The organism is Anabaena sp. UHCC 0204, from assembly GCF_009711975.1.
GTDB lineage: Bacteria > Cyanobacteriota > Cyanobacteriia > Cyanobacteriales > Nostocaceae > Dolichospermum.
Genome location: NZ_VIKW01000034.1, coordinates 1 through 24,014 on the forward strand (window position 1 = coordinate 1; position 24,014 = coordinate 24,014).

Genomic DNA, 24,014 nt, shown 5'->3' on the forward strand with positions numbered 1-24,014 from the left:
GCAACAACTAAAGGTAATAAACAAGATAGTTTCATAAAAATTATTATCCAAATAACAGAAAAAAAGATTGATTAGTTTTGAGAAATTACCACTAATATTTAATTAATCATAACATTGCAATCACTGATTTCGTAAAATTGGTTAATGAAATGTAACATAGTGCGATCGCTTATCTTGTAGCTTAGATTAAGGAACGCAACCCAACATCATGAAAATATCTGATTCATATTTTTTGTCTGAATCAGGATGTCCAGGATTTTAGGATTTTCAGGATTGTGATTTGTAAGTTATTGGTGGGAATATAAATTTTAATTGTCAGAATCAGGATGTCCAGGATTTTAGGATTTATAGGATTGTTATTGATGAATTGTCTGTGAATATTGAAAAATGATAATTACAATCACAGGATATTATCTATCATCCAAAAGTTCCCATTCTTCCTAAACAATAAAAGATGACATCCTGTACATCCTCTAATCCTGGTTATCCTGATTCTGACAGATTGTTATTGATGAATTGTCTGTGAATATTGAGATATTATAAAATACAGTTACACCAACACTCAACAAATAACAACAAATAATTTAACGGATAATTTATTATCTAACATCCTAAAATCTGTACTTCCCATAGACAATGAAACAACAACATCCTGAAAATCCTCAAATCCTGGACATCCTGATTCAGACAAATTAACCCTGATATCTAGGATTAAAAACCTTCTTATATTCCAACTTTAACGCACCAAAATTAATCAATAATCCGACAGGAAAATTATAAGCCACTACATAATTTTTCGCTTGTGCTAAATGAACATCTTCTAAAGAAATAACCGCTTTTAACTCCACCACAACCTGATTTTCAACTATAAAATCCGCTCTTCGTGTTCCTACTTCAATTCCCTCATAATAAATTATTTGTTCTACCTCTCTTCCAAAACTTAACCCTGATTTTTTGAGTTCAATTTCCAGACATCTTTGATAAATAACCTCCTGAAAACCATTTCCCAAAGTTCGGTGTATTTTCATTGCACATCCATTTATTATGTATGTAATTTCGTCTAATTTTAGATTTTGGGTATTAGGTGTGTTCATGGATTTACATGATTGTTATTTGTAAATTGTTGGTGAGATGCTGAAATTGTAATTGTCAGAATCAGGATGTCTAGGATTTTAGGATTTACAGGATTGTGATTGATAAATTTTCTGTGAATATTTAAAAATGATAATTACAATCACAGTATATTATCTATCATCCAAAAATCACTATTTTTCCTAAACAATAAAAAATCACATCCTGTACATCCTCTAATCCTGGATATTCTGATATGGCTTACGCCACGCTACGCTATCAGACAAAATAATTAACCTTGCATTTGATTAAATATAGTGTATTATACACATATCCATACACATAATCTACCTAAAGATCATGCGAACCAACATTGAACTTGACGACGGATTAGTAGAAGAAGCATTTCGTTTAACTAACGTGCGAACCAAAAAAGAATTAATTCATCTAGCATTACAAGAACTAATTCGCGTTCGTAAAAAGCGGAACTTACTTGATTTAAGTGGACAAATTCAATTTACTCCTGACTACGACTACAAAGCATTGCGAGAAAATCGAAATGTTTCTGATTGATACTTCCGTTTGGATAAATGTTTTACGCGATAAAACAGGAGTTGCACGTCAAAATCTCCAGACACTTATAAAAGATGAGAATGTCTTTCTGACTCGATTTACCCAGATGGAATTATTACAAGGTTGTCGGGATGAAAGGGAGTGGATGTTGTTGCAAACCTATCTGCAAGAACAAGACTATATTGAAGCAACTGATAATACTTGGGTGTTTGCAGCACGAATTTATTATGATTTACAAAGACAAGGATTAACTGTTAGAAGTAGTATAGATTGTTGTATTGCCCAAATAGCAATAGAACACCAACTAACCCTAATTCATAATGATCGTGATTTTGAAACTATTCAACAAGTAAGACCTCTGTTCTGTTTGCGGTTTCCATCTTCTATAAATTAATAATTAGCACTAAATTAAAGGAGGTACAGGATGGTAATTTGTAAGTGATTGGTGAGATGTCGAAATTGTAATTGTCAGAATGAGGATGTCCAGGATTAAAGGATTTTCAGGATTGTGATTTATGAATTGTCTGTAAATATTGAAAAATAAAAAATGATAATTATAATCACAGTATATTCTCTATCATCCAAAAATCGGCATTTTTCCTAAACAATAAAAAAATTACATCCTGTACATCCTCTAATCCTGGTTATCCTGATTCTGACAGATTGTTATTGATGAATTTTCTGTGAATAGTGAAAGATAAAAAATGATAATTACAATCACAGGATATTATCTATCATCCAAAAATCGCCATTTTTGCTAAACAATAAAAAATCACATCCTGTAAATCCTAAAATCCTGGACATCCTGATTCAGACAAATTAACCCTGATATCTAGGATTAAAAACCTTCTTATATTCCAACTTCAACGCACCAAAATTAATCAATAAACCCACAGGAAAATTATAAAATGTAAACTTTACTGTTCAGATTATAAACTATAAACTGTTCTTGATAACCAATTCCGTCCATTCGTAACTCCTGTAACAATTCCCTTACAATAAAATAAAGAAAACAAGACATTGAGAGGAGAAAAGCTAAATCATGTTAGCAGAATACCAACAACACACCCAAGAACGCGCAGAAATGGGTATTCCCCCATTACCATTAGACGCAAAACAAACTTCAGAATTATGTGAATTACTGAAAAATCCACCCCAAGGTACTGAAGAGTTATTATTAAATTTATTACGCGATCGCATTCCCCCCGGTGTAGATCAAGCAGCTTATGTAAAAGCTGGATTTCTGACTGGAATTGCTAAAGAGGAAATTACCAGCCCCTTAGTTTCACCAATTGATGCAGTAGAATTACTGGGAACAATGATCGGCGGTTACAATGTTCAATCCTTAATAGATTTACTCCAAGTTTCCAGCACCTCTGTATCAGAATCTTCAGAAACACCCTTAGTCATGGGAGGAGAAGGAAGAGAACAAATAGCCGCTTATGCAGCCAACGCCCTCAGCAAAATTATGTTGGTGTATGATGCTTTCCATGATGTTTTGGAATTGTCAAAAACCAACCCCTACGCTAAAAGAGTGGTAGACTCTTGGGCAGAAGCAGAATGGTTTACGCTGCGTCCCACATTACCAGAATTTATCACCGTTACAGTTTTCAAAGTTCCCGGAGAAACCAACACAGACGACTTATCACCCGCAACCCACGCTACAACTAGACCTGATATTCCTTTACACGCTTTGGCGATGTTAGAAACTCGTCAACCGGGAAGTTTAGAAACCATTGCAGAGTTGAAGAAAAAAGGTCATCCTGTTGCTTACGTCGGTGATGTTGTTGGTACAGGTTCTTCTCGCAAGTCTGCAATCAATTCTGTATTATGGCATTTGGGAAATGATATTCCTTTTGTTCCCAATAAACGGGCTGGGGGTTATATATTAGGAAGTGCGATCGCACCCATCTTTTTTAACACAGCCGAAGATGCCGGTGCATTACCCATTCAATGCGATGTCAGCAAAATGGAAACCGGTGACGTTATCACCATTTATCCCTACAAAGGCGATGTTCTCAACGCCGCAGGAGAAGTAATTTCCACCTTCAGCCTCAAACCTGACACCATTTTAGACGAAGTTCGCGCAGGTGGACGCATCCCCCTATTAATTGGACGTACCCTCACCGATAAAACCCGTCAAGCATTAAGTTTAGAACCCAGCACTTTATTTATCCGTCCCCAAGCCCCAGCCGACACCGGAAAAGGCTTCACACTGGCGCAGAAAATGGTCGGGAAGGCGTGCGGTTTGCCTGGTGTACGTACAGGGACATCTTGCGAACCAATCATGACTACAGTCGGTTCTCAGGACACTACAGGACCCATGACAAGGGATGAATTAAAAGAACTTGCTTGTTTAGGTTTCAGTGCAGACTTAGTAATGCAAAGCTTCTGTCACACAGCCGCATATCCCAAACCAGTAGACATCAAAACCCACCAAGAACTACCTGACTTCTTCTCCCAACGTGGTGGTGTAGCCTTGCGTCCTGGTGATGGTATCATTCACTCCTGGTTAAACCGGATGTTATTACCCGACACCGTGGGAACAGGTGGAGATTCACACACTCGCTTCCCGTTAGGAATATCCTTCCCCGCAGGTTCTGGTTTAGTTGCGTTTGCTGGTGCATTGGGTGTAATGCCTTTGGATATGCCAGAATCAGTTTTGGTAAGATTTAAAGGAGAATTGCAACCAGGAATTACATTGAGAGATATTGTTAACGCCATTCCTTATGTTGCTATCCAAAAAGGGTTGTTAACTGTAGAAAAGCAGAACAAGAAAAACGTCTTCTCTGGCAAGATTTTGGAAATTGAAGGTTTACCAGATTTGAAAGTTGAACAAGCTTTTGAATTAACTGATGCTTCCGCAGAACGTTCTTGTGCAGGTTGTACAATTAAATTGAGTGAAGAAACAATTGCGGAATATTTGCGTTCCAATATTGCCTTGTTAAAAAACATGGTAGCACGGGGTTATCATGATGAGCGAACCATTATGCGCCGAGTAGCGAAAATGGAAGAATGGTTAGCAAATCCTGTATTAATGTCGGCCGATGCAGATGCGGAGTATGCAGAAATAATTGAAATTGATTTAAGCGAAATCAAAGAACCAATTGTAGCTGCTCCCAATGACCCAGATAATGTTAAGTTATTATCGGAAGTTGCCAATGATCCTGTACAGGAAGTTTTCGTAGGTTCTTGTATGACAAATATTGGACATTATCGAGCAACCGCGAAGGTTTTAGAAGGTGCAGGTGAGGTGAAAGCACGGTTGTGGATTGCGCCCCCAACTCGCATGGATGAACACCAATTAAAGGAAGAAGGTGTTTATGATGTTTTCGTAGCTGCAAAGGCCAGAACTGAGATTCCAGGATGCAGTTTATGTATGGGAAATCAGGCACGAGTTGATGATAACACAACGGTGTTTTCTACCTCGACTCGTAACTTCAATAATCGCATGGGAAAAGGCGCTCAAGTGTATTTAGGTTCGGCGGAATTAGCAGCAGTTTGTGCGTTGTTAGGAAGACTTCCTAATGTACAGGAATATATGGATATTGTGGGTGAGAGAATTCATCCTTTTGCTGATAATTTGTATCGGTATTTGAACTTTGATCAAATTGCCGGTTTTGAGGATGAGGGGAGGGTGATTAGTAAGGAGGAACAGGCGGCTTTGGTGTAATTTAGGTTAGGGTGGGTCTTGATGACTCACCTGAATGTTTTGAAAAGGTTAAAATATGTGCAGTACCAAATAGAATTTAAACCCAAAGCGATTAAAGATTTACAAAAAATTCCTGTAAATGAAAGAGAACGCATTATCAATAAAATTGAAGCAATGCAAGATGATTTACAAGGAGATGTGAAACGCTTAACAAATTTTACTCCAGAATATCGTTTAAGAGTTGGTGATTATCGAGTTTTGTTTGAATTAGAAGAACAAACTATAATCGTGTATAGGGTTAAGCATCGTAGTAAAGCTTATGAGTAATAGGAGGTTAAAAAATGATTGAATTACATCCTGAGTTTTTAACAAAAAATGGTCAAAAACAATTTGCTGTTTTACCTTATGAGGAGTTTTTAAAGATTAAAGAATTGTTAGAAGATTTGGAAGATTTAAGAGATTTACGAGATGCTAAGGAAGAGGAGAAAGATAGTCCTTCAGTATCTTTAGCAGATGTGAAAAGTATGCTAGTATTTTGATACTATAAATTACCAGGGTAAACAATGCCAGCAAAGGATACTTGTCATGATGCAGTCAAAAATGCTTTAATTAAAGACGGTTGGACAATTACGGCTGATCCTTATTATATAATCTATGGAAAATTAAGACTTGTTGCTGATCTAGGTGCTGAACGTCCATTATCTGCTCAAAGAGGTGATGAGAAAATAGTGATCGAAGTTAAAAGTTTTCTAAATCCATCATTTATTTATGATTTAGAAAGGGCTGTAGGTCAGTATATCATTTATCGTAATTATCTTAAAAGAACCGCACCAGACCATCAGATTTACTTAGCACTTGGTCAACTTGTTTATAAAGCTAATTTTGACGAAACTATCCAAGTTGTTGTTGATGAAAACCAACTTAAATTAATCATTGTAGATACAGACAAGGAGGTTATTACCAAATGGATAAGTTAGAAAATTACCGATTTTTAATCAAAAAAATCTTAACAGAATATCATCAACTTTTTTCCTCTGCATCTCCTGATAATATAGAAATGCTCTTAGCTTTTGATGAGCAAAGAGATCAATATTTATGGTTTCAAGTTGGTTGGACAACGGAGGAAAGGATTAAGGGAATTTCTGTCCATATTCGCATTAAAAATGAGAAGATTTACATTGAGGAAGATTGGACTGAGGAAGGAATTGCAACTGAGTTATTACGGGAAGGTGTACCAAAAGAGGATATTGTTTTGGCTTTTCATGATCCAGAAACTCGTAAATTAACTGAGTTTGCTGTGGCTTGAGTAAACGGTTGTCAATTATTAAGAGGTGAACAAAATCATGTTAAAAACTTTTAACGCTATTTTGAAAAACAATTCTATTCAATGGGTTAATGAAACTCCTGAAATAGAATTAGATAGTTCAATAAAGGTGCATATTACTTTATTAGAAGAAACAGCAACAGCTAAAACTAAATCTAATGGTCAAAAAATGGCAGAAGCGTTAAGAAAAATCTCAAAAAAGAATATTTTTACTGAAATTGATCCACAAAAATGGCAACAGGAAATTCGTCAAGATCGCTCTCTTCCTAATCGTGATTAAACTATATTATCTATGCAGCACAAGAAGAAAATGAGTTTTTACTGCATACATCTTCGTTTGTGTCAGTGAGAAAAATGGCATTTATACGCTAAATTTATCTCAATATGTAAAATTTTATTACTCCGTTTAAGATTTCTGCTCATTATTATATTATTATCTATAGATTGTTTGTCACAAATAAAAAACTTCTAAAAATAAATACAAGGATATAAAAATGAGTGTTTTAGTAATTAATTCACCACTTTTTAGAGAAAAAAAATTAGATTATACTGATAATTATCTTCCTCCTCTTGGTTTGGGTTATATAGCAACAAGTATTAAGTTAGCTGGTTTTTCAGTGGAATTGGTTGATTCAGTATCAAAAAACTTATCCATTAAAGAAATCGTCAATCTAATAAATAGTAATTTGCCCAAGTTTGTGGTGATGAATGTATTTTCAACGAATCTACTTTTAGTAAAAGATATTCTTTCGCTTTCAGATTCTTCTATTCATTTTATTCTAGGTGGTGGAACAAAATATCTCTGTGAAGAGATACTCAGTTGGGAAATTAAAAATAATATTACAATTATTAAAGGAGAAGGTGATTTTATAGTTTCTGCAATTATTAGTGGAGAAAATATAAATAATTTTTCACACGACTCTAAAAAAATTATACAAATTACTGCTAAATCTCAATATTTTCCACACGATATTTCAAGAATTACAATCGATCATACATTTTTTGAAAATGAACCGTTAAAACACCAATTAGGATTTAATGAAGCATACATTAGTACAAGTAGAGGATGTATTTATAACTGTGCTTTTTGTGGTTCTGCGATAGCTTTAAATTTGGAAGAACCACGCAGAGAAAGAAGTATCAAATCAGTGATTGAAGAAATTTCACAATTGTGTAGCTTATATCCTCAATTGGAAGTCATAAGAATTTTAGATGATTTATTCTTAGTTAATAAAGAAAGTGTTGACAGAGCATATGTTATATTTGAACGGTTCTCTTTGGCTTGGAGAGCAATGGCACATATCAAATCAATTAGTAATTTAGATGAGGGAGAAATAAGAAAGCTCAAATTTTCAGGTTGTCAAGAACTTTTTTTTGGGATAGAATCAGGTTCTACTAAAATTCAAGAATTAATTCATAAAATTAATAAGCCATCTGTCATAAAAAATACTTTTGAAAAGTTATTTCGATTTGGAATTAACGTAAAAGCATTTTTTATATTTGGTTTTCCAAATGAAACAGAATATGATATGCAGTGTACCTATGATTTAGCCTGTGAAATCAAGGAGCTTTCTAATCATTTTCCCGATATTAATTTTCGGACAAGTGTATTTCAATTTAGACCTTATCATGGAACAGAACTTTTTAACCAATTAAAGATGATTGATTCAAATGTATGCCCGATCAAACAAAATAAAAACTTGTCTCACAAGATTGGACGACACCAATTTAATTTTGCCAGCCAAAATTTTTCTGATGTCTCTGATGACTTTCTTGAAACCATGATTTCTAAAACTATTCAACTCTCATTCTAAATAGTCAAAATGGATGTACTTTGGGTCGGTTTATCTTCAAAAACAGATAAAAACAATAAATTAGTCACACCTTTGGATTCCAAAACCACTTCGGGGAAATTAATTTCAGAGATTGAAAATGATTTAGTAAAAGTAGAATTTAAAAAAACTAATTTGGTTTCTTTTGCTCCTTTAGATAAAAATGGAAAATTAAGATATCCTACAAATGATGAATGTGAGATGTTTTTCCCTCAACTTCAAAAAACTATCTCTGAAGTACAACCAAAGCTCATATGTTTATTGGGACAAAAAGTAACTAATTTTGTTATGAGAAAATTGTTTGTGAGAAATTGCACTTACATCCTAAATGAGTATAAATTTTATTCTTATAAAAAGCTATTTATTCTACCAATTTACCATCCTTCTTATATCATGGTTTACAAAAAGCAATACAAAGAAGATTATGTTGATGCAATAAAAAAAATTATTAATGAAATAATGGAACATGAAATATATTAGAATTTTCTATGTCATGAAATTCTAAAAATCAAATGTTTTTTACGGTTGAGGGATGTAACGGATCTGGAAAATCTTTTTTTGTTGACTATTTAGTAGATTTTCTTGAGAAAAAAGAATTAAGAGTATTTAGAACTAAAGAGCCGTCCTCTAAGTTTAATTGTCTTGATGAAAACATTGTCGGTAGTCAATTGTTTTTTATCTTAATTAAAGATAGAGATTTTCATATAAATAATGAAATTATTCCGGCGTTACAAGAAAAAAGAATAGTTGTGTGTGATAGATATATTGAGTCAACTTTAGTTTATCAAAGACTTGATGGTTTATCATTACAAAAAATATGGTCTTACAACAAAAACTTTCCAATTCCTGATCTTTGCTTTTTCATAGATACTCCTGATGAGTTAATTCAAGAAAGACTATTGAAAAGAAAGCATTTATCTAGGTTTGAAAATGATTCGTATAGAAATGCGGAAAAAAAATATTATGAAGAAGCAATATCTTTTCTGCAAAAACAAAGGTTTAACTATTTTCGTGTATTAAATTTCTCTTTAGAAAATACAAAGGAAATAGAAGAATTGATAATGTCTTATTTGACTATATAGAAAGACTACTCGTCCTAAAATAAGTGTTTTTTATAGTAAATTATCATTCAAATAAACATTTTTTAGTATATTAAAAAGTTAGAAATTAGAGATGAAATAGCTGTCTTGCTGTAGGGAAGGTTGAGGTGCTATAACGCTGACTTGTCAGTTCGCCCTCTAGATACAGCTTGTAAGTGCGATCGCTTGTTTGATGTAAGGAGTTAGGAGAGCGATCGCTCCAGTAATTGATATACTTGTAAAAGTAGACTTAATCCATTAACTAATATCAAATAAATGAATCACCAAACTACCTTTAAAGAAATTGCTTCGCAAGTGCAACTATTCCAGAGTATAGAACAAAAAGAAACATTTATATTTGTACTCGGTGCTTTAACATCTCGGTTGATTAGTTTACATAAAGCAGCCGAAATCATGGAAATGGATACAGAAATATTTTTGAAAGTTTTAGAATTAATGGGGATAGATTTTTCATATCTTACCGTTGAAGATATCGCTATAGAAAAAACTGGTAAGCATGATGAAAATAGTATTTAACTCCTCCCCTTTAATTTTCTTATCTCGGTTAAATTTTCGTGATTTATTCCTGACAACCGAATCTCAATTTTTATTACCAGAAAGTGTTAACGAAGAAATCAGTGCTAAACAAGATCAATCATCTTGGCAAAATTTGATTTCTGATGAGTTGGAAACTTTAGCAGATGATTAAGGGTTTCTGCACGGCGATCGCATTTTGGGTACGGTTTTGAAAGAGCGATAGCGCAAGCGCTGACTTGTCAGTTCGCTTATTACCCTTAAAGTTGAAAAACAAGCCAAACCCTTGCTAAAATAATGTTAGTCCCCCCTTAAACTACAAAAAATATATGCAAACCAAAGAATTAATTATACAAGAACTACAGCAAATACCAGAAATTGAACTAACCCAAATACTTAATTACATTCGTGCTGTCAAACAAAAAAGCAACTCGAAATCAACTGAATATAAACCTATTTGGGAAGTAGCTGATGATATCATCAAAGATATTCCTCAAGAAGTCTTAGAAACACTTCCTCCAGATGGAGCAGAAAAACATGATTACTATCTTTATCAACAAGATTCTATAAAAGAATAAATAATGAAAAGCATTTTTGCAGATACGTTTTATTGGGTAGCATTAATTAATAAAAGTGATTCATGGCATCAGCGTGTCAGAAGTTATAGCCGTAATCTATCAAATAGTGAAATTATCACTACAGAGGAAGTTTTAACAGAAACCATAAATTTTTTTGCTTCTTTTCCCACACCAATGAGAACAGCAGTTTCTCAGTTAGTAGTTCAGATTATTGCAGATCATAATATTCAAGTAATTGCTCAAACCCATGAATCGTTTATAGCAGGTTTAGAGTTATTTCAACAACGATTTGATAAAGGATATAGTTTAACAGACTGTATTTCTATGATGACAATGAAAAATCTCAATATCATAGAAATCTTAACCCATGATAAACATTTTACACAAGAGGGTTTTCTTATCTTGTTTAAAGATTAACAGTTAAATTGGGTATAGCTTCTAAAAGCAATAGCGGAATGCTGACCGAAGGTATCGCATAGCTTACAGAAAATATTGCTTTTTTGTACCATCACAGCTAAGAAGCCCAACAAGTATGATCAGGAAAAGTTGCCAGGGCGAGTATTTATTACCTTAATCTAGCTCTCTCCGTCCTTCTAATGCCCTGGCTAAAGTTAATTCATCAGCATATTCTAAATCACCACCTACAGGTAAACCAAAGGCAATACGGGTGACTTTTGTAAATGGTTTCAGTAATTGACCTATGTATAATGTTGTGGTTTCCCCTTCGATACTGGGACTAATAGCTAAAATCACCTCTTGGGGTTTTTGTTCACTTACTCTTCTCACTAAAGCTTGAATAGTTAACTGTTCAGGTCCAATACCATCCATGGGGGAAATTACGCCACCTAAAACATGATATTTACCTTTATATTCACGAGTTTTTTCTAAAGCAATCACATCACGAGAATCTGCAACTACGCAAATAGTTGTATTGTCTCGCTGAGGGTGACGACAAATTTCACATACTGGATCTGATGAAAGGTGAAAGCAAACTTGACACAAGCCTACCTGTTTTTTCGCGTCAACAAGTGCTTGAGCTAAAGCTTCTACCTCTGCTTCTGGTCTTTTTAATATATGCAAAGCTAATCGTTGGGCGCTTTTTGGACCAACTCCGGGTAGCCGTTGCAATTGTTCAATTAATCTGGCTAAGGGACGTGCGTAAACCGTAATTTTACCTCCGGGCTTTTTTTCTATTTTACAATCATCTCATCTCAAAATTAAAATGAGTTATGTTTCGCGCAAAGGAGCAAAGATGCAAAGTTTGAGCAATTTTAACCAATAAAATATTGTATAGCATTTCCTAGTCTGCTGAGGTACAAATTTATCTGCGGTTAGTTATTTTTTCGGTGTACCTCAATGAGAATCGCTATAATCATGAATACTCCGTCGAAAACTGACTAACTATGAATTCTCGGTTCTGGGTGTAAGGTTGATAATAATTGACTTTCCACCTCTGCTAATTCATCTAATCTATCCATGACGATTTTTCGGTCAAAATAAGTATCAGCTAAAACCCAATATGTGCCAAAATGTCGGGCTTCTGATGCCATTAAACTGCGGTAAAATTCCGCTAATTCGGGTTCTGGACAGTTAGCAGCTAGGAGTCCTAAACGTTCATGACTACGGGCTTCTATTAAACCAGTGACGAGTAAAGAGTCTAAAAATCTATGGGGTTCTTGTCCCCTGACTTGGGATTTTAACCCTGCACCGTAGGGGGGTGCGGAAAGGGCTGCTAGTTTGATCTGACGGCGTTCTAGCCATTGATTAACGAGTTCAAAGTGTTCTAGTTCTTCACGAGCGATCGCTGTTAATTCCCTCACCATTTTACTATTAGAGGGATAGCGAAACATCATATTTAATGCTACACCTGCGGCTTTGCGTTCACAGTGGGAGTGATCTAGTAAGATAATATCCAGGTTAGCGATCGCTTGCTCTACCCAAGCATCACTGGTAGGTTGTTTAAGAGCATTAATAGTGGGTAAAGGTGAACTTAGCACAGGAAAGACAACTCCAGATTCAACAATTTAGCTACTGGATTTTAATTGTAAACTATTGATTATATTTTATACGCTTATATATGAATTATCACAGTTTGTGCTAGGCTGAAACTGTAAAAATCACCCCTTTGCAAAATTCCCGATAGCCATTAACCTAATGTTGTAGCGATCGCGTTAGGATTTAGTCAAACCTATTTTGTAAACATTCCTATTGGCACACTTTTCGAGTAAGATAGTATATCTGTTCTATAAAAACTCTTCCACAATTTTGGAAAATCCTATACTTAGAGGCAATAATGGCAACTAATACCGAAACTTCAGGCAAGCAAAAAGCGTTAAATATCGTACTTGGACAAATTGAACGCAGCTTTGGAAAAGGCGCAATCATGCGTCTCGGTGATGCTACCCGAATGAAGGTAGAAACAATATCTACTGGGGCGCTTACCCTAGATTTAGCCTTGGGTGGGGGTTTACCCAAAGGACGAGTCATCGAAATCTATGGACCAGAAAGTTCTGGTAAAACCACCGTCGCCCTCCATGCTCTGGCAGAAGTGCAGCGAAATGGCGGTATTGCGGCATTTGTAGATGCTGAACACGCTCTAGATCCTACCTACGCTGCCGCTTTGGGTGTAGATATTGATAACTTACTTGTTTCCCAACCAGACAATGGCGAATCAGCACTAGAAATTGTTGATCAACTGGTGCGTTCTGCGGCGGTTGATATTGTTGTCATTGACTCCGTAGCTGCCCTTGTACCCCGCGCCGAAATTGAAGGAGATATGGGGGATATTCACGTGGGTTTACAAGCTCGGTTAATGAGCCAAGCTCTACGGAAAATTACTGGCAATATCGGTAAATCTGGATGCACAGTAATTTTTATTAACCAGTTACGACAAAAAATTGGTGTCACCTATGGTAGTCCAGAAACTACAACGGGTGGTAATGCTCTGAAATTCTACGCTTCCGTGCGCTTGGATATTCGCAGAATTCAAACTTTGAAAAAAGGGACTGATGAATTTGGCAACCGTGTCAAAGTGAAAGTAGCTAAAAATAAAGTTGCACCACCTTTTAGAATTGCCGAATTTGACATTATCTTTGGCAAAGGAGTTTCTACCATTGGTTGTCTAGTAGACATAGCCGAAGAAACTGGTGTTCTTCTCCGCAAAGGTGCTTGGTATAGTTACAGTGGGGAAAATATTTCTCAAGGTAGAGATAACGCTATTAAGTATTTAGAAGAAAAACCAGAATTTGCTGCCAAAGTTAAAGAACAAGTTCTGGAAAAACTAGATAAAGGTGCTGTAGTTTCTGCTAATTCTGTAGTTCAACCCCATGACGTTGAAGAGGAAGAAGAGATTGATTTAGAAGAAGAATAGACTTTTGGTGGTGAATAATTAAATAATCTAAAGGAGTTATGTAGGGACAATTCATGAATTGTCCTTACGCCTTTTCTAAAAACATCCACTTAACAGCTTTTAATTACATCTAGTAATTCACTAGGATGATGAATTAAAAAATCTGGATTTTGTTTACTTAATGCTTCTGAAGAATTAAAACCCCAACTTACCGCAATTACTTTAATATTGGCTTTTTTGGCAGATTCTATATCTCTAGTTTCATCTCCTACATAAATTACTGCTTCTGGTTTGAATTGTTTTTGGCGCAAAACATTATTAATGATTGTAGTTTTGCCAAAAATAGTTACTCCTGAATAAATAAAATTAAACAGATAATCTAAATTATGACACTTGAGAAATTCATTCACATTTTCTTGAGAGTTAGAAGTAATAATTCCCAGGTGATATCCTTGATTATAGAGTTCTATTAGGGCAACATTAATGCCATCAATAGGTTCTAATTCTGGGATTTTAAGTTTTAATTCTCCTTTTACTTTTTTGACAAGAAAAGGAATTTTGAATAAGGAAACGCCAGAATATTTAATAATCTCCCTGGCTGTTAGATTTCTGAGTATAGCTAGTTCTTGAGGATTGATAGGGACATATCCAAATTCCAGGGCTAAACGATTGGCAATAGTTACAAGAGCATCTACTGTATCAGCAATCGTCCCATCAAAATCAAAAATTATTACTTTTTGGGTCATTCTTGTGCCTGGATGCGTCAATATTAGCGCGAGCATTACGTCGGAACATTTCTGGTTTAATGCGCCGCAAGGCTGATGCTGTGAATCTTTTGTCCCACTCCTCATTTGATATTTGCGCTAATTCTACCAGCTTGGGGGCTAAATTCCCAGCATAGGGTTGAAAATCAGTGACATCAGTTACTTGAGCAAATCGTTGATTCCAAGGACAAACATCTTGACAAATATCGCAACCTGCAACCCATCCTTGTAAATGAGGTGTAATCTCTTCCGGGAGTTCTTCTGCCCGATTTTCAATTGTATGATAGGCAATGCAGCGGTTAGCATCTACTACAAAGGGTTCAGTAATTGCACCAGTAGGACAAGCTTGCAGACAACGAGTACAAGTTCCACAATGTTGGGTAGATGGGCGATCGCTTTCTAATTCCAGATTGGTTAAAACTTCTCCCAAAAATACCCACGAACCATATTTTCGGGTAATCACATTGCCATTTTTAGCAATCCAACCAATTCCCGCTTTTTGCGCCCAAACTTTATCTTGGACTGGCCCTGTATCTGCATAATAACGCGCTTTTACATTTGCCCCCAGAGATTCTAGCCAAATAGCCAATTCTTTCAGCTTTTTGTGCATAACTCTATGATAATCCCTACCCCAGCCATAACGGGAAATTTTTCCGTATTCATCTCCTTGGGGACGTTCATGAGGAGTGTAATAATTCAATGCTACAGCTATGAGCGATCGCACTTCTGGCATAACTAAACTAATATGCTCACGCTTGGGATTTTTCATCCATTCCATGTCGGCGTGATAACCCATGTTTAGCCAATCTTGCAATTTTTGTGTCTCTATCGTCTCTAAATCACCTACAGCAGCAATACCCACTTGGTGAAATCCCAACTCTTGAGCTTTTGCTTTCACCACTACGCTGCTAATTGATGTACATTCATTCATTTTTCTTATGGGAAATTTAGCCAAGAGTAAAGAAATGGTGAGAACATTATACACCCCACTTATGATCCCCAGTTTCTCTATTCCTTACTACATATATATGTAAATTTTATTTGCAATTTGTTAAGAAATAATGCAACATGGGATGGAAGAGGTCAAGCAACCCAGAGTGATGAACCTCCTGACCTAATCAATAGACAGTGGAGAAATTATGACATTCACTTCTGATTCAGCTTCAACCCAATTTTCTGGCGCTTTTAACTACAGCACCAGTGACGCTATCCCTGCCACTATTACCGTATTTAAAGCCCTAAACGTGGATGATCAGTTAGCAGTCCTGTGGTATGCCTACACAGAAATGGGTCGTTCTATTACCCCTGCTGCTACAGGTGCGGCGCGTTTGCAACTAGCAGAAGGTCTTTTAAATCAAATCCAACAAATGTCTCACGCCGAACAGTTGGAAGTTATGCGTGACTTGGCTACTCAAAGAAATACCCCAGTTTCTCGCTCCTATGGGATCTTCAGCGTCAACACCAAGTTAGCTTTCTGGTACGAATTATCAGAATTAATGGCGAAAGGTCTTGTTATTCCCGTACCCGCCGGCTATCAATTATCCCGTGACGGCTCACAAGTTTTAGAAACTTTGAAAGAATTAGATTTTGGTCAACAAATTACTGTTTTGCGGAAAGTAGTCTCAGATATGGGTGTAGACCCCCTCGCTGATTAGGTGACCTGAGAAGCAACAACCCTTTTACCAAATTTTAGATTTTGAATTTTAGATTTTGAATTCCCTAAAAGGGTTGACAATTAATTTTTGATATCCTCTCAACCTCAATGTTTTGCCATGTAATAGTTCTCAGGCAACTATCTGAGGACTATTTTTTATTAGGGTTGTAAGTAGGTAGGTGGGAAAACTTATAACTATGTCATTGCGAGTGGAACGGAGTGGAACGCAGCAATCCCAAGAGTTTTGGGTAATTTACAGTTCGTTACATAGTTGGGTTGATTAGCATCTACCTACTTAAGGGCGAAGCATTCGGGTGATAAATTATCGGTTTTCTCCCAAATTTATTTTCCGAATGCTTCGCCCCTACATCCTGACTTCTTCTATTTAAAATATTCAGGTAAATATGTCAGTAACTCAGCCCTAAAGGGACTGAGCTTGTAAGAAATTGCAAGCTGTACTGACCAGTCTAAGTCTTCACTGACTACGTTTTTTGAGTCACGACACCCTGGAATCCGTAGCTAGTTCCCTGCTCTGTCGCTTGTGATTAAACAGTTTCAAAGTCACTGAAACAGTGTTGCCAGCCTAACAAGCTCTTAAAACATTGACGTTCGCGCAGCGTGCCGGAGGCATTCAGCTAACATTACCCGCAAGGCTTGCCTTGAGCGCAGTCGAAAGGAGGGACTTTATGTCCAAAGTATTTGTAATACTTATTTAGGAGATATTTAAGGTTTAGATAGTTCCGGGAGAGTCATTTCTAGTTTGAGACAGTTAGCCCCATTCACCTGCAATTGATATTCTACTTTATCCATCAATCGGTTCATAATTAACCAACCATAACCACCTTCTTGTTTTTCTGTGGGGTTGGGGGGAAAGTAAGTAGACATATCAAAGCCTTCACCATAATCCCAAATCTCGATAGATAAATCCCGGTCTTTTAGTTCTAAACGCAGTAAAATAGGTAAATTTGGCTTTTCCTTATGGGCATGACGGACAGCATTAGAGTATGCTTCTACCAAAGCTAATCTTAAACGACTTGATTGTTTTGTCCAATCAACAGATTCACCTAGCTGCACTTTTAAACATCCCAACAACCAGCCTTCAACAATATTAATGAAGCTAAGATCACTAGGAACATGGAGTTCGCTTTTCATTACCTATAAAACCTCCAGAGAGAGTATAGTTTGATCATCTTCTTGGACATAGTTATTGGCTTGAATCAGAGTTAATAAGTTATCAAGGCTAAGTGGCTGTGATTGTTTCGTAATTAGTTGCCATAAACCTTCTTGATTAAGCATATAACGATTTGTTGTCTTTAAATCGTCTATATTTTCCCATACAGTTGCTTCCGTAATTCCATCACTGGCCAGCAATAATGTATCTCCTGGAGCAAGAATCAAACGACCAGACTCTGCTTGCCATTTAGGTAATATCCCCAAGGGAATGCTGCGAACTTTCAGATAATGGGGAGCATCATTAAAACTTGCTTGTCGTGACCAAACCAAAGGATAAATATGCCCAGAATTAGCATAAACCAGTTCCTTTGTGCTTGGGTGATAACGTGCTAAAACCATCGTGATAAAATAATTACTACTGATTAAGTCATCACTGAGGGCAGAATTAAGATTCTGCATCATCACATTTGGCTCTGCTGGCACTTCTTGACATAGTTCCCGACGCAAGAGAGAAATCGTACTAGCCATAAATAAAGCCGCTGGAACACCCTTACCAGACACATCTCCCACTGCTAACCATAAATCACCATTAGGATGAATAAATACCTCAAAAAAGTCACCTCCTACCTCACGGGCTGGATAGCAGCAAGCTTGTATCCTCACTCCTGGCATTTCTGGTAAAGTTTGCCGTAACAGGTTATGTTGAATTTGGCGAGCTACTTCCAATTCCTGTCGCAGTTGTTGTTGTTTTTCTTGCAGACTTTGATAGAGTTTGGCCTGGGAAATGGCTAAAGCGGCTTGTTCAGCCACACCTGTAATTAGTTGAATATCTTCTTGATGCCAACCATGATCATTTCCTAATTTACAGATAGCCAGAATAGCTAGTAAGTGTTGCTGGTAAATGAGTGGGACTACTAAATAGTGACAAAGAATACCCTCATAGATATCTTCAGTTATTTGATAATGATGGGTTTGGAAAACTTCGGCAATTAACGCACTAGAATTGGGGACGAAACCGGATACTTCAGATTGAGGATTTTGATACAAAAATTGTTTTTGTGTTAGTAAATTATCTTCTACTGGGATGAGTAAACAATTATTAGCCGCAAATGTTTCTCCAATAGTAGCGACAATTTTTTGCAGCATATTCTCATAATCCAAGGATTCTCTAATTGCTGTTGTTAAAGCATTAAATAAAGATTCCCGTCGCAAAGCCCGAGATAATTCTGCTATCCTTTTTTTTACTAAGCGATATGTATCACTAGCTTGGCTAACTAATGCTTGAAGTTCGTTAGGATTCCAAGGTTTTGTAATGTATTTAAATACTCGACCGGAATTAATTGCATCTACTAAATCTTCTACATCAGTAAAACCAGTTAGCAAAATCCGAATTGTATCAGGAAAACGGTCTACAGTCAGACTTAACAACTCACTACCGTTCATATCTGGCATTCTTTGGTCGGAGATAATCACGGCCATTTCACCTTCTTGATCTAAGATAGCCAAAGCTTCACGAGCATTACTGGCTCTATAGACTTTAAAATCTCTCCAAAAAGTGCGATAGAGCAAATCCAAGTTATCTAGCTCGTCATCTACTACCATGAGCTTGAGCTTGTCTAACTTTTTATCAGTCATATTTGACTCAACTTTCCAAATACTTGAATGGCAAGATGCCTAAACTTAACAGTTATGAGTATTTAAATACAACTTATGCAACCAATCCAGAGCGTAAAGCCATAACGGCTGCTTGAGTACGGTCATCAGCACATAGTTTATTCATAATATTGCGAACGTGTGTTTTTACAGTGCCAATTGTAATATAAAGTTTCTGAGCGATCGCGGCATTACTACAACCCTCGACTATCAATTTTAACACTTCTAACTCTCTTTCTGTGAGAAGATAGGGCGTAATAGCTGATTGATTTTCAGTAAATTCTATCGTCGAACTTACCGCTGTTGTATCTATAAGTATAGAGTCTAATGGGTATGGATTTTGTTGGACTCGCTCTAAAATAATTCGGGCAATCATCGGATCAATCCAAGGATTACCACTAGCAGTTACCCGTACCGCTTCTAGTAAATTATCACAATTGATATCTTTCATACAGTAAGAATCTGCACCAGCATTAAAAGCCGCAATTACGGATTCTTTATTATCCTGCATTGTTAAGATTAATACTTTTATTTTGGATTGACTATCATCAGTAGTCGTTTTAATCTTCTTAATCTTCCTAGTTAATTCAATGCCATCTTGATCTGGTAAACCTATATCAACGATCGCAATATCTGGCTGTATTGTTTTTAACAAAATTAGCCCCCTGCTGGCATTATTAGCTTCTCCAACTACTTCAATGTCATCTTTTTGCCGTAATGTAGTACAAATATTGAGACGAGTGAGTTCATGATCTTCAATGATCGCAATGCGAATTTTACTCATAGCTGAATGCTGCTAGATATTCAATAATATATAGCTTTTTGTTAATTAATTCCGTAATTACCAGAAATTGTCCCTTTAATTGCCATATCCAGACGGATACTGTCCTTGTATTGGCGCTGGAGATGAAAGATCAGAAGGTGTGGTTTGCAAAGGGGGTTGTATCCCATAACCACTATAGTTTCCATTTTCCAATGGGGTAGCCGGATTAACAACTACTGGATTCGTAGACTGAATAGGATAAGATACTCCAGATGTAGGTAATTCTCCAGGTTGTGAAGTCTGAATACTATTTATATTCGGGTAAACATTTAGTTGTTGATTTGTAAAAGTTGGTTGAATATATCCCACCCTATTGCTAGGACTGACAACTTGACCAGACAAGCTATTATTAATAGGTATTGACGTATTTATTCTATTGCTATAATTATTTGACTGTTGAATAGCAGTTGCTAAGGGGTTAACTAAAACAGAGTTTGCAGTTTGTGAAGTTTGATGATTAAATGAGGTAGTCGTTGATGTTGTTTCGGGTAATGTAGTTAAAGAATTAGTTCCTAAAAACTGATTATCAAAATTATTACCAGAAGAATATAATAGATTTTCAGCTTGAGTGACAAAGGAATTTTTCTCCATTGGCGGAGTTAAATTATTACCACTATTGTTAATACTTGGAGATTGAATATCTGCATTATTTTGTTTAATTACCTCCTCCAGAAATTTTCTATTTTCTTGGGTTTGATTACTTATTGGTAACTGAATATTATTTACCAAGGCATCAGCCTGATCAAAATCATTTAATAATACTGGTAAATTATCAATATCTGCGGCTATACTTTTATCTTCAGCAGACATTGTTGAATCTGATTCAATCACAATTTCCTCAGAAATTGCTTCGGAATTTGGCTTTTCACTCAGATTATCGGGTTTTAACCAGTATTCCCAACTAATTATCCCGACTAATAATAAGAACATACTGATTCCCCAAAAAGCCGGTTGTCGAAAAATGAATAACCTGGCTTTGAGGTAGCGTAAATAAGCGGGAGGATAGTAACGGTGTGACATACTTAGGATTTTATGTAATAGGTAATAAATAGGTTGAGGACTGAAGATCAAGAGAAATATTCTCCATATTGTTCCAATTACCAATACTTAATCCCCAGCTTGTAATTTTATCCTAAGCTTTTATAGCCATTTAGTCACGGGGGATACAGTATTCTTGTTCAAAATTTTACATTATCTTTGTGCTACTTTCATTAATAAAAATAACCCTGTTACCAGTCCAAATAAATTGGGCAACCAAGCGCCAATTACAGGAGACAGTATACCAGCCTGTGCTAACGCTCCGGAGACGGACAGTAGTAAGTAATAACTAAAAATTACAATCACACTAATACCAAAACTTGTCCCCCTACCAGTACGTTGAGGTATACTGCCCATAACTGAGCCAACTAAGCCAAAAATTACGCAGACAAAGGGAAAGGCGATTTTTTGTTGAATTCGTACTTGTAGTTTGCGAATTTTTTGATCGTTACCACCCAGACGTTCTATTTCTAGTTGTTCTAAGGCTTGGGAAATATTCATTTCGCCATAGTCGCGGCTATTTTCGGCGAGGGTTAAAGGTGTACGGGGTAATTGTAATTGCTGTTGTTCAAATCGTAAAATATTTCGATATGAGCTATCTGAAGCGACTAAATATATAGTACCATTGTAAAAATCCCAGACTTGTTTTGATCCATTCCATTTAGCTGATTCGGCAACAATAATTTGATTAACTCCGCCTCGGGACCGGTCTATAATTGTTAAACCTTTCATTTCTTTGCCATCAAATTGGTCAGCATAAAATAAACGGGAAAGTATTTTGCTTTGGCTACCATCTGCTTGTTTAAATTCCCGATATTCAGGATAATAAATATTTTGTTGTTTAAAGGAAGGTTGATCTGATTTGAGGGCTTTTGCGAGAGTAGTTGTGGCTTGATAATTGGCGGCGGGAGCAATTTGCTCATTAAATACATAAGTCATGAGAGTAACTGCAAAACTTAAAACTACAGCAGTGAAAACCATGCGATAAACACTAACTCCACAACCCCGTAAAGCAATTAATTCACTTTCGCTAGAAAGACGACTATAGGTCATTAAAGTAGCTAACAAAGTGGACATGGGAAAGGAGTAAACCATGACATAAGGTAGCTTTAATAGGAAAATCTCTAAGGCAATATTCAGTGGTAGCCCAGATTCTACAACCTTTCGCAATAATTCAAATAAACTATCAATTGCTAAAACTACAGAAGTAAATGCCCCAACGCCAAATAGAAATGGTGGAAGTAATTGGATTGCTAAGTAGCGATCCATGATTGAAAAAGAAAAAAATGAAATGAAATAAGAGAATGGTTTAAGCTGTTTAGAAATCATGATATGGAAGGAGTAAGAGTCAGGAGTTGTAAGGGCGAAGCATTCGGAAAATAAACTTGGGAAAAACCGATAATTTGTCGCCCGAATGCTTCGCCCCTACTTGGGAAAAACCGATAATTGATTATCCGAATGCTGATGCTTCCAGCACGCTCCGCGAACGCCCGTACAGAAGTCAGAAAAAAAAGAAGAAAGAATTTAATATAATTTAGGGGTTAATTGTCGCAGGTAATAACTGCTGAAAAAAGCTACTTTCTTGATTTTTAATGATTAATTTTTAATCCCGTTCTGCGGTACTAAATAGTAATTTATAGCATTTTATAAAAATAATGAATTTAGGCAGAAAAGTTATCGCCTAAATAGAATTGTCGCACCAAAGGGTTATTGTAAAGTTCATCAGCAGTACCAAAAGCGAGAATTTGTCCTTCGCGCATAATATAACCACGATCTGTAATGGCCAGGGTTTCGCGGACATTGTGATCTGTGATGAGAATACCCATACCGCGATCGCGCAATTGGCCGACAATTTCCTGAATCTCTGACACAGCAATAGGATCAACCCCTGCAAAAGGTTCATCTAAAAATAGGAATTTGGGTCCATCTTTACCTGCTGCTAAAGCCCTAGCTAATTCTGTCCGTCGTCGTTCCCCACCAGAAAGCTGAATACCCTTACTATCACCAACTTTTTCTAAACGAAATTCCCGCAATAAAGTATGTAGTCGTTGTCCCCACTCCCAACGAGGAACGCGAGTTTGCTCAAATACCAAAAGAATATTTTCTCTAACTGAAAGATGACGAAATACACTGGCTTCTTGGGCTAAATAACCAATTCCTAATCTAGCCCTTTTGTGCATGGGAAAATTAGTAATATCAAAATTATCTAACCAAACTTTGCCATGATTAGGTTTTTCCAAACCTGTGGCAATATAAAATGTTGTCGTTTTCCCAGCCCCATTAGGACCGAGTAAACCGACAACTTCCCCCTGACTAACTGAAAGGCTAACGCGATTGACAATTAATCGCTTGCCGTAAGATTTGTGAATATTCTCTAAAACAATTTTCACTATGGGCGCTTTTATCTAGGTGTAGATGTTAATTAGAACGCTTCAGGGCTGGGGTTTTTGGGGCTGGTGTCGTAGTTTGTCTAATCGCATTATCTTCTACCATGTATACAGATTCTACCTGACGGTTAGCTTGAGGTAAGGCGAGAAATTTCCCTTCGTCTATTAAATAAGTAACTTTTTCGGCACGAATACTATTATTACCCTGTTGCAAAATATAAACATTGCCGCTGAAGTCAATCCGTCGTTCTTTACTAAAGTATTGTGCTTGGGCAGATGTGGCTTGAATTTGCCTTGCTGGATACAGCATTTGTACATTACCGCGAGCCGTAATTACTTGAGATTTAGCATCATATTCTTGAATATCCGAGCGGATAGTCAAGGGACGATTTCCTGTAGATTGGGCTGTAGCGGTTTGTAATTGGGTAGGAAGGGTTACTGCTCCTACGAGGGAAATTGGTACTGCTAAGGCTAATAAAAAACGGTTTATCTGTGATTTTAGTAATTGATAGCGATGTATCATAGCAATT

Annotated in this window: 29 protein-coding genes; 17 read left to right on the forward strand and 12 right to left on the reverse strand. The window is 36.3% G+C overall.

Annotated elements, in window-relative coordinates:
- Positions 1 to 692: 692 nt before the first annotated feature.
- On the reverse strand, positions 693 to 1,094 hold the full coding sequence (locus FJR04_RS20790; RefSeq protein WP_168498330.1) for a GxxExxY protein: 402 nt from the start codon (positions 1,092 to 1,094) through the stop codon (positions 693 to 695).
- 337 nt (positions 1,095 to 1,431) lie between these two features.
- Between FJR04_RS20790 and FJR04_RS20795 the strand changes: the two genes are divergently transcribed.
- The 15 genes from FJR04_RS20795 (at position 1,432) to FJR04_RS20865 (ending at position 11,060) form a co-directional block, all read left to right on the forward strand.
- The gene (locus tag FJR04_RS20795) at positions 1,432 to 1,644 is read left to right on the forward strand and encodes a type II toxin-antitoxin system VapB family antitoxin (protein WP_071190359.1); all 213 of its coding nucleotides are present in this window, start codon (positions 1,432 to 1,434) and stop codon (positions 1,642 to 1,644) included.
- Positions 1,631 to 2,038 (forward strand): PIN domain nuclease, encoded by a 408-nt coding sequence (locus FJR04_RS20800; protein WP_168498332.1) that lies wholly within the window; start codon positions 1,631 to 1,633, stop codon positions 2,036 to 2,038. Before FJR04_RS20795 ends, FJR04_RS20800 begins: the two co-directional genes overlap by 14 nt.
- Before the next feature lie 648 nt (positions 2,039 to 2,686).
- Positions 2,687 to 5,317 carry a bifunctional aconitate hydratase 2/2-methylisocitrate dehydratase gene (gene acnB, locus FJR04_RS20805; RefSeq protein ID WP_168498334.1) on the forward strand — a complete coding sequence of 877 codons (2,631 nt, stop codon included), beginning with the start codon at positions 2,687 to 2,689 and terminating at the stop codon, positions 5,315 to 5,317.
- A 57-nt stretch (positions 5,318 to 5,374) separates the two neighbouring features.
- Positions 5,375 to 5,623 (forward strand): type II toxin-antitoxin system RelE/ParE family toxin, encoded by a 249-nt coding sequence (locus FJR04_RS20810; protein WP_016949740.1) that lies wholly within the window; start codon positions 5,375 to 5,377, stop codon positions 5,621 to 5,623.
- A gap of 14 nt (positions 5,624 to 5,637) precedes the next feature.
- The gene (locus FJR04_RS20815; RefSeq protein ID WP_168498336.1) at positions 5,638 to 5,835 is read left to right on the forward strand and encodes a type II toxin-antitoxin system Phd/YefM family antitoxin; all 198 of its coding nucleotides are present in this window, start codon (positions 5,638 to 5,640) and stop codon (positions 5,833 to 5,835) included.
- A gap of 24 nt (positions 5,836 to 5,859) precedes the next feature.
- Positions 5,860 to 6,273 carry an element excision factor XisH family protein gene (locus FJR04_RS20820; protein ID WP_168498338.1) on the forward strand — a complete coding sequence of 138 codons (414 nt, stop codon included), beginning with the start codon at positions 5,860 to 5,862 and terminating at the stop codon, positions 6,271 to 6,273.
- Positions 6,261 to 6,602 (forward strand): XisI protein, encoded by a 342-nt coding sequence (locus FJR04_RS20825; protein WP_168498341.1) that lies wholly within the window; start codon positions 6,261 to 6,263, stop codon positions 6,600 to 6,602. Before FJR04_RS20820 ends, FJR04_RS20825 begins: the two co-directional genes overlap by 13 nt.
- A 37-nt stretch (positions 6,603 to 6,639) precedes the next feature.
- Positions 6,640 to 6,900: a hypothetical protein gene (locus tag FJR04_RS20830; protein ID WP_168498343.1), complete on the forward strand. Its 261-nt coding sequence runs from the start codon at positions 6,640 to 6,642 to the stop codon at positions 6,898 to 6,900.
- 214 nt (positions 6,901 to 7,114) lie between these two features.
- On the forward strand, positions 7,115 to 8,434 hold the full coding sequence (locus FJR04_RS20835; RefSeq protein ID WP_168498345.1) for a B12-binding domain-containing radical SAM protein: 1,320 nt from the start codon (positions 7,115 to 7,117) through the stop codon (positions 8,432 to 8,434).
- A gap of 9 nt (positions 8,435 to 8,443) precedes the next feature.
- Entirely contained in the window at positions 8,444 to 8,932 is a 489-nt protein-coding gene (locus FJR04_RS20840) for a uracil-DNA glycosylase family protein (protein WP_168498347.1), read from the forward strand.
- 32 nt (positions 8,933 to 8,964) lie between these two features.
- On the forward strand, positions 8,965 to 9,534 hold the full coding sequence (gene tmk, locus FJR04_RS20845) for a dTMP kinase (RefSeq protein ID WP_168498349.1): 570 nt from the start codon (positions 8,965 to 8,967) through the stop codon (positions 9,532 to 9,534).
- 273 nt (positions 9,535 to 9,807) lie between these two features.
- Entirely contained in the window at positions 9,808 to 10,068 is a 261-nt protein-coding gene (locus FJR04_RS20850; RefSeq protein ID WP_168498351.1) for a hypothetical protein, read from the forward strand.
- Complete coding sequence (locus FJR04_RS20855) at positions 10,049 to 10,240, forward strand: hypothetical protein (protein WP_254445335.1); 192 nt, start codon at positions 10,049 to 10,051, stop codon at positions 10,238 to 10,240. The genes FJR04_RS20850 and FJR04_RS20855 overlap by 20 nt, the downstream gene beginning before the upstream one ends.
- A 154-nt stretch (positions 10,241 to 10,394) precedes the next feature.
- Positions 10,395 to 10,643, forward strand: a complete 249-nt coding sequence (locus FJR04_RS20860) for a hypothetical protein (RefSeq protein ID WP_168498353.1) — start codon at positions 10,395 to 10,397, stop codon at positions 10,641 to 10,643.
- A 3-nt stretch (positions 10,644 to 10,646) separates the two neighbouring features.
- Positions 10,647 to 11,060 carry a type II toxin-antitoxin system VapC family toxin gene (locus tag FJR04_RS20865; RefSeq protein WP_168498355.1) on the forward strand — a complete coding sequence of 138 codons (414 nt, stop codon included), beginning with the start codon at positions 10,647 to 10,649 and terminating at the stop codon, positions 11,058 to 11,060.
- A 153-nt stretch (positions 11,061 to 11,213) separates the two neighbouring features.
- Here the strand turns inward: FJR04_RS20865 and recR are convergent, their stop codons facing one another.
- Positions 11,214 to 11,813: a recombination mediator RecR gene (recR, locus tag FJR04_RS20870; RefSeq protein ID WP_168498406.1), complete on the reverse strand. Its 600-nt coding sequence runs from the start codon at positions 11,811 to 11,813 to the stop codon at positions 11,214 to 11,216.
- A 227-nt stretch (positions 11,814 to 12,040) separates the two neighbouring features.
- Positions 12,041 to 12,640, reverse strand: coding sequence for a tRNA isopentenyl-2-thiomethyl-A-37 hydroxylase MiaE (locus tag FJR04_RS20875; RefSeq protein WP_168498357.1), 600 nt, complete (start codon positions 12,638 to 12,640; stop codon positions 12,041 to 12,043).
- Between the two features lie 296 nt (positions 12,641 to 12,936).
- Between FJR04_RS20875 and recA the strand changes: the two genes are divergently transcribed.
- Positions 12,937 to 14,013 (forward strand): recombinase RecA, encoded by a 1,077-nt coding sequence (gene recA, locus FJR04_RS20880; protein ID WP_168498359.1) that lies wholly within the window; start codon positions 12,937 to 12,939, stop codon positions 14,011 to 14,013.
- A gap of 89 nt (positions 14,014 to 14,102) precedes the next feature.
- On the opposite strand, the gene FJR04_RS20885 is transcribed toward recA, so the two are convergent.
- Positions 14,103 to 14,738, reverse strand: coding sequence for an HAD-IA family hydrolase (locus FJR04_RS20885; RefSeq protein ID WP_168498361.1), 636 nt, complete (start codon positions 14,736 to 14,738; stop codon positions 14,103 to 14,105).
- Positions 14,713 to 15,687, reverse strand: a complete 975-nt coding sequence (gene queG / locus FJR04_RS20890) for a tRNA epoxyqueuosine(34) reductase QueG (RefSeq protein ID WP_168498363.1) — start codon at positions 15,685 to 15,687, stop codon at positions 14,713 to 14,715. Before queG ends, FJR04_RS20885 begins: the two co-directional genes overlap by 26 nt.
- Before the next feature lie 208 nt (positions 15,688 to 15,895).
- Here queG and FJR04_RS20895 point away from each other — a divergent pair, with 208 nt between their 5' ends.
- Positions 15,896 to 16,411 (forward strand): orange carotenoid protein N-terminal domain-containing protein, encoded by a 516-nt coding sequence (locus FJR04_RS20895; protein WP_168498365.1) that lies wholly within the window; start codon positions 15,896 to 15,898, stop codon positions 16,409 to 16,411.
- A 722-nt stretch (positions 16,412 to 17,133) separates the two neighbouring features.
- Here FJR04_RS20895 and FJR04_RS20900 read toward each other — a convergent pair.
- From FJR04_RS20900 to FJR04_RS20930, 7 genes are all read right to left on the reverse strand, one after another.
- Complete coding sequence (locus FJR04_RS20900) at positions 17,134 to 17,562, reverse strand: anti-sigma regulatory factor (RefSeq protein ID WP_168498367.1); 429 nt, start codon at positions 17,560 to 17,562, stop codon at positions 17,134 to 17,136.
- 3 nt (positions 17,563 to 17,565) lie between these two features.
- The gene (locus tag FJR04_RS20905; RefSeq protein ID WP_168498369.1) at positions 17,566 to 19,218 is read right to left on the reverse strand and encodes a SpoIIE family protein phosphatase; all 1,653 of its coding nucleotides are present in this window, start codon (positions 19,216 to 19,218) and stop codon (positions 17,566 to 17,568) included.
- Between the two features lie 73 nt (positions 19,219 to 19,291).
- On the reverse strand, positions 19,292 to 20,020 hold the full coding sequence (locus FJR04_RS20910) for a response regulator transcription factor (protein ID WP_168498371.1): 729 nt from the start codon (positions 20,018 to 20,020) through the stop codon (positions 19,292 to 19,294).
- Between the two features lie 75 nt (positions 20,021 to 20,095).
- Positions 20,096 to 21,079, reverse strand: a complete 984-nt coding sequence (locus FJR04_RS20915) for a hypothetical protein (RefSeq protein WP_168498373.1) — start codon at positions 21,077 to 21,079, stop codon at positions 20,096 to 20,098.
- A gap of 171 nt (positions 21,080 to 21,250) precedes the next feature.
- Positions 21,251 to 22,366 (reverse strand): LptF/LptG family permease, encoded by a 1,116-nt coding sequence (locus FJR04_RS20920; protein ID WP_168498375.1) that lies wholly within the window; start codon positions 22,364 to 22,366, stop codon positions 21,251 to 21,253.
- Between the two features lie 392 nt (positions 22,367 to 22,758).
- Positions 22,759 to 23,487, reverse strand: coding sequence for an LPS export ABC transporter ATP-binding protein (lptB, locus tag FJR04_RS20925; RefSeq protein WP_168498378.1), 729 nt, complete (start codon positions 23,485 to 23,487; stop codon positions 22,759 to 22,761).
- A gap of 28 nt (positions 23,488 to 23,515) precedes the next feature.
- Complete coding sequence (locus FJR04_RS20930; RefSeq protein ID WP_168498380.1) at positions 23,516 to 24,007, reverse strand: LptA/OstA family protein; 492 nt, start codon at positions 24,005 to 24,007, stop codon at positions 23,516 to 23,518.
- Between the last annotated feature and the right edge of the window lie 7 nt (positions 24,008 to 24,014).

Bases quoted from the DNA above. Each gene is read 5' to 3' on its own strand.
- FJR04_RS20790 (WP_168498330.1), bottom strand. From the start codon at position 1,094: ATGAACACACCTAATACCCAAAATCTAAAATTAGACGAAATTACATAC.
- FJR04_RS20795 (WP_071190359.1), top strand. From the start codon at position 1,432: ATGCGAACCAACATTGAACTTGACGACGGATTAGTAGAAGAAGCATTT.
- FJR04_RS20800 (WP_168498332.1), top strand. From the start codon at position 1,631: ATGTTTCTGATTGATACTTCCGTTTGGATAAATGTTTTACGCGATAAA.
- acnB (WP_168498334.1), top strand. From the start codon at position 2,687: ATGTTAGCAGAATACCAACAACACACCCAAGAACGCGCAGAAATGGGT.
- FJR04_RS20815 (WP_168498336.1), top strand. From the start codon at position 5,638: ATGATTGAATTACATCCTGAGTTTTTAACAAAAAATGGTCAAAAACAA.
- FJR04_RS20820 (WP_168498338.1), top strand. From the start codon at position 5,860: ATGCCAGCAAAGGATACTTGTCATGATGCAGTCAAAAATGCTTTAATT.
- FJR04_RS20825 (WP_168498341.1), top strand. From the start codon at position 6,261: ATGGATAAGTTAGAAAATTACCGATTTTTAATCAAAAAAATCTTAACA.
- FJR04_RS20830 (WP_168498343.1), top strand. From the start codon at position 6,640: ATGTTAAAAACTTTTAACGCTATTTTGAAAAACAATTCTATTCAATGG.
- FJR04_RS20835 (WP_168498345.1), top strand. From the start codon at position 7,115: ATGAGTGTTTTAGTAATTAATTCACCACTTTTTAGAGAAAAAAAATTA.
- FJR04_RS20840 (WP_168498347.1), top strand. From the start codon at position 8,444: ATGGATGTACTTTGGGTCGGTTTATCTTCAAAAACAGATAAAAACAAT.
- tmk (WP_168498349.1), top strand. From the start codon at position 8,965: ATGTTTTTTACGGTTGAGGGATGTAACGGATCTGGAAAATCTTTTTTT.
- FJR04_RS20850 (WP_168498351.1), top strand. From the start codon at position 9,808: ATGAATCACCAAACTACCTTTAAAGAAATTGCTTCGCAAGTGCAACTA.
- FJR04_RS20855 (WP_254445335.1), top strand. From the start codon at position 10,049: ATGATGAAAATAGTATTTAACTCCTCCCCTTTAATTTTCTTATCTCGG.
- FJR04_RS20860 (WP_168498353.1), top strand. From the start codon at position 10,395: ATGCAAACCAAAGAATTAATTATACAAGAACTACAGCAAATACCAGAA.
- FJR04_RS20865 (WP_168498355.1), top strand. From the start codon at position 10,647: ATGAAAAGCATTTTTGCAGATACGTTTTATTGGGTAGCATTAATTAAT.
- recA (WP_168498359.1), top strand. From the start codon at position 12,937: ATGGCAACTAATACCGAAACTTCAGGCAAGCAAAAAGCGTTAAATATC.
- FJR04_RS20885 (WP_168498361.1), bottom strand. From the start codon at position 14,738: ATGACCCAAAAAGTAATAATTTTTGATTTTGATGGGACGATTGCTGAT.
- queG (WP_168498363.1), bottom strand. From the start codon at position 15,687: ATGAATGAATGTACATCAATTAGCAGCGTAGTGGTGAAAGCAAAAGCT.
- FJR04_RS20895 (WP_168498365.1), top strand. From the start codon at position 15,896: ATGACATTCACTTCTGATTCAGCTTCAACCCAATTTTCTGGCGCTTTT.
- FJR04_RS20900 (WP_168498367.1), bottom strand. From the start codon at position 17,562: ATGAAAAGCGAACTCCATGTTCCTAGTGATCTTAGCTTCATTAATATT.
- FJR04_RS20905 (WP_168498369.1), bottom strand. From the start codon at position 19,218: ATGACTGATAAAAAGTTAGACAAGCTCAAGCTCATGGTAGTAGATGAC.
- FJR04_RS20910 (WP_168498371.1), bottom strand. From the start codon at position 20,020: ATGAGTAAAATTCGCATTGCGATCATTGAAGATCATGAACTCACTCGT.
- FJR04_RS20915 (WP_168498373.1), bottom strand. From the start codon at position 21,079: ATGTCACACCGTTACTATCCTCCCGCTTATTTACGCTACCTCAAAGCC.
- FJR04_RS20920 (WP_168498375.1), bottom strand. From the start codon at position 22,366: ATGGATCGCTACTTAGCAATCCAATTACTTCCACCATTTCTATTTGGC.
- FJR04_RS20930 (WP_168498380.1), bottom strand. From the start codon at position 24,007: ATGATACATCGCTATCAATTACTAAAATCACAGATAAACCGTTTTTTA.